The 3,168-nt window shown below is 47.2% G+C and carries 8 protein-coding genes; all 8 read right to left on the bottom strand.

Annotation, left to right across the window (positions count from 1 at the left end):
• Nucleotides 1-326: hypothetical protein (locus WC052_06025; protein MFA7287193.1), on the bottom strand; the 326-nt coding region annotated here is incomplete at its 3' end.
• A 277-nt stretch (nucleotides 327-603) separates the two neighbouring features.
• Nucleotides 604-1,116 (bottom strand): hypothetical protein, encoded by a 513-nt coding sequence (locus WC052_06020; GenBank protein ID MFA7287192.1) that lies wholly within the window; start codon nucleotides 1,114-1,116, stop codon nucleotides 604-606.
• Between the two features lie 12 nt (nucleotides 1,117-1,128).
• Nucleotides 1,129-1,515, bottom strand: coding sequence for a hypothetical protein (locus WC052_06015; GenBank protein ID MFA7287191.1), 387 nt, complete (start codon nucleotides 1,513-1,515; stop codon nucleotides 1,129-1,131).
• Nucleotides 1,512-1,778 carry a hypothetical protein gene (locus WC052_06010; GenBank protein MFA7287190.1) on the bottom strand — a complete coding sequence of 89 codons (267 nt, stop codon included), beginning with the start codon at nucleotides 1,776-1,778 and terminating at the stop codon, nucleotides 1,512-1,514. Before WC052_06010 ends, WC052_06015 begins: the two co-directional genes overlap by 4 nt.
• Before the next feature lie 2 nt (nucleotides 1,779-1,780).
• The gene (locus tag WC052_06005) at nucleotides 1,781-2,017 is read right to left on the bottom strand and encodes a hypothetical protein (GenBank protein MFA7287189.1); all 237 of its coding nucleotides are present in this window, start codon (nucleotides 2,015-2,017) and stop codon (nucleotides 1,781-1,783) included.
• The gene (locus WC052_06000) at nucleotides 2,014-2,418 is read right to left on the bottom strand and encodes a hypothetical protein (GenBank protein MFA7287188.1); all 405 of its coding nucleotides are present in this window, start codon (nucleotides 2,416-2,418) and stop codon (nucleotides 2,014-2,016) included. Before WC052_06000 ends, WC052_06005 begins: the two co-directional genes overlap by 4 nt.
• 174 nt (nucleotides 2,419-2,592) lie before the next feature.
• Nucleotides 2,593-2,790 carry a hypothetical protein gene (locus WC052_05995; protein MFA7287187.1) on the bottom strand — a complete coding sequence of 66 codons (198 nt, stop codon included), beginning with the start codon at nucleotides 2,788-2,790 and terminating at the stop codon, nucleotides 2,593-2,595.
• Between the two features lie 110 nt (nucleotides 2,791-2,900).
• Nucleotides 2,901-3,168: hypothetical protein (locus WC052_05990; GenBank protein MFA7287186.1), on the bottom strand; the 268-nt coding region annotated here is incomplete at its 5' end.

The following is a 3,168-nucleotide window of genomic DNA, read 5'->3' as shown; positions in this document are numbered from 1 at the left end:
GTTTTTACTTTCTGGTACGCAGACGGATCAACAAAATAAATTGCAGCATCGCTTTTGCGTGCGGTTTGCTCGCAAGTGAATACCAGTTCATCGTCAAGGAAATACGCCATTTCACCAACGTGAGTATCAGTGCAAATCCACTTGTTGATCCAGTAACCTTTCAGGCGTTTCCTTTCAACGTTGGATTCCGTCCATGTGTTCCACCGTTCGTGATATTCAAGACTGTCGATTTCAAACAGGCGCGACAGAGCTTTTTCCAGCTTCGGAATGTCATCGCAATTCTCGTCAGTCTTGGTAACGCGGTGCGCAGCTTCGATAGTCAGCATGGAATATTTCCTTGTCCTAAATTCTATTTGGTATGTACTACCGTATGTACCGGTGTTTTCGTAGCCAGTGATTCGAATAAAAATGCAGCGCGAGAATTGACACGCTGAAGGAGGTTGCAACCGCCAGCCAAGTTAGAAAACGTCCGCCGAAAACTGCGAGTGCACTCGGGCTCAAATCGGCGAAACCAAAAATAAGTGCCTGCACAGAAATCACAGGCAGAATGAGTGCTAACAACGTGAACGAAAGTTTGTTTGGTTTCATGACATCCCTTTACAGTTATTTTTTAGCTTTAAGGTCTGCCAAGTCTTGCGCAGCACGCTCGATCTTTCGTTGGGCTTCGATAATGTCTTTCTGGCGTTTCTCTTCTGCGAGTTTGGCTGTCTCTTCAATGCACCATGCATGAACGATTTCGGTCGGGTCTTCCAAGTCCAACCATTCAGACGGAATTACAAACGTATACTTGTCGCTATCGCCACTGCCTGTGTACGAACACACTTCCACTTCCACAGTACCGTTGTAGGAATTGCGGTCGCTTTGTTCCATGATGGATGCCCCGTTCCACCACCAACCTTTGACCGGGTGACGAATTGGTTTTTCATCTTCTTTCAACTGCCAGTAATACTTTGGAAAAAGCAAAGCGACAATTTTGCGTACACGTGAATCGATAAGGGCCTGTACGCGTTCTTCTTCGTCGCGTTGCAGATACGGAGCGAGCTGCTCATTCAGGCGTGCAATCTCTGCCTGAAGTTCAACAATTTGTGCAGCCATTTCATCAACTAGACCAGCCATGATTTTCTTCCTTTACAGTTTAGGGAAATGACGCCAGCGCGTCGGTGCTACGGATTTTCCGAGCTTGATCCAACCTTGATCCCAACTATCGAACAGAATATGTTTGCGGAAATACGCGCTCGTTGCAACGCCGTTCAGCTCCACGATATAAGTGGCTTCCTCTTCTGGTTCCACGGTTGCCGGAAACCATTGCGAGGCTTCGAACGCTTTCAACGCTGCATACTGCGCCGGGGTGAATTCGTCGGCCCTGTCAATGCGTGTCCAACCTTCAGGCGGTTTCGTTCCCACAGGGTGTTGGTGCGGATACCAATAGGTGATTTCGCCTACTGTAGCACCAATGGTTTCATATTCGTATGCGTAGACAGGCAGAAACGAATGCAGTTTTTCAAAGTCAATCATGGTTTTGTTTCCAGTGCATCAAAAGCGGCTTGTAAAATCTGTGCATCACCTTCGCACAGTTCATACGTAACGATTTCGTCTTTCGCTCGCCATGCATGTTGCAAGCGGCCCCATGGATCAATGAACGTCACCAAATAATCTTTGCCACCCAGTGTCGTTTCATCGTTGACCATATGTGTACTGTCAATCAGGCCAGCGGCATGGTAAAGCAAACCGTTTTCCAGATTGGCATTTGGATCTTTGTCGAAAAATGCGCGGGCCATTTTTATGAACTCCAACGGATGATGTGACCAACAGCACCCAGCGAATTTACGTAGCAGTACGGAATGCCGAGCGTGTCGAGAATTTCGTTAAGATCGTGATACGTTTCGGCGGCTGCAATTGCTTTGGTTAGCACGTCGAGGCTCACATCCACTTTGGTAGGGCCGGGTGCTTTGAGCCAGATGATTTCTTTCTGCTGGTTTTCCAGCATTCCTTCAATTTCTTTTACGGTGGTAGTCACGGCAACCTCATGCAGTTATTGAATTCAAAGTTCGCATCGTTTTCGCATTCGTAGCGAACCAGTTTTACACCTTTGCTTGCGTGGTCGGCGCGGACTTCCTCAGACAGTGCCCAAGTTGCTTCGGCGCTGTACCACGAATTGGAAAACTTACTGCCGTCGATTGGAATCCATACCTGTTTTTGCAACACGTATTTACCAGCCGCTTCCACCATGTCGGCGTAAGTCAGTTTGCGGAATTTGCTCGGGTTCAGAAACACGTGTTCCGGTGCTTCAGGTAAAACAGGAAGCGTGTGCGTGTGCGCTTCGTTCATGTACTGTTCAATGCGGGTCAACACTTCGTCAGTTGGCATGAACGAGCCGGGTAAAAACTTCTCTAATTCTGTGTAGTCGAATTTGAACATTTCGCACCTCTTTCAAAAACCCAATTGCCCAGCGGCTGAATGCACAGAGGGCCTGCCGTGATAGTGAGCCAGACTATTTGAACTATTTCTTTGTTGTCTTGCCAGCCATTCTTTACGAATATTACAAAGTATAATGAAACCATTACGTAAAGGGCCAACGTGAGGATCAGCCATTTAGCTTTTCTTTTTGTGTTGCGCAGATACGTGAACATCGATAATTACCGACTTTGACTTGATCTGTTCCAGAATGGGCATGATACACTTGTCCCGTGTTCCGATGTCATAAGCATCGTCATACAGACCAGCAGTCACTCCCGCGTCGTATGCAGCTTTTAAATAGTCTTCCATTTCTTTGTCGAGTAGAAGAATCATACGTTTTCTCTTTAAGCCCGTAGGCTCGTTAAACCGTTGGTGTTTTTGGTTGTGTACCTCATGTACGATGCCAGTCCGAATGGGTGTGCTGACAGGAATGAATGACCTTTTTATTTACGATGTTTCACAGGCATATAAACCCCGTATTCCTGTGTGATTTCCGTTTCTTCTTTCGCCCGCAACCAATCACGGAAAATGCAATCGTCGAGGTACGGTTGTTTCTTTGGGAACCCCACAAGGAAGCTGCGGAATTTTACGTGAGGGGAACTGAGGCTCAAACGTTCACCTTCACAAGAAATTAACCACGCAAAACGCCACCACTGATAACGCTCGGCGGTGAAGTGTTGCCAAGCTGGATCAGTGACCGGCATGAATTCT

The organism is Patescibacteria group bacterium (assembly GCA_041675205.1).
Lineage (GTDB): Bacteria > Patescibacteriota > Patescibacteriia > GWA2-46-9 > GWA2-46-9 > JBAYUF01.
The sequence above is the reverse complement of the archived record's forward strand: the minus strand, read 5'-3'. Positions and strand labels throughout refer to the sequence as shown.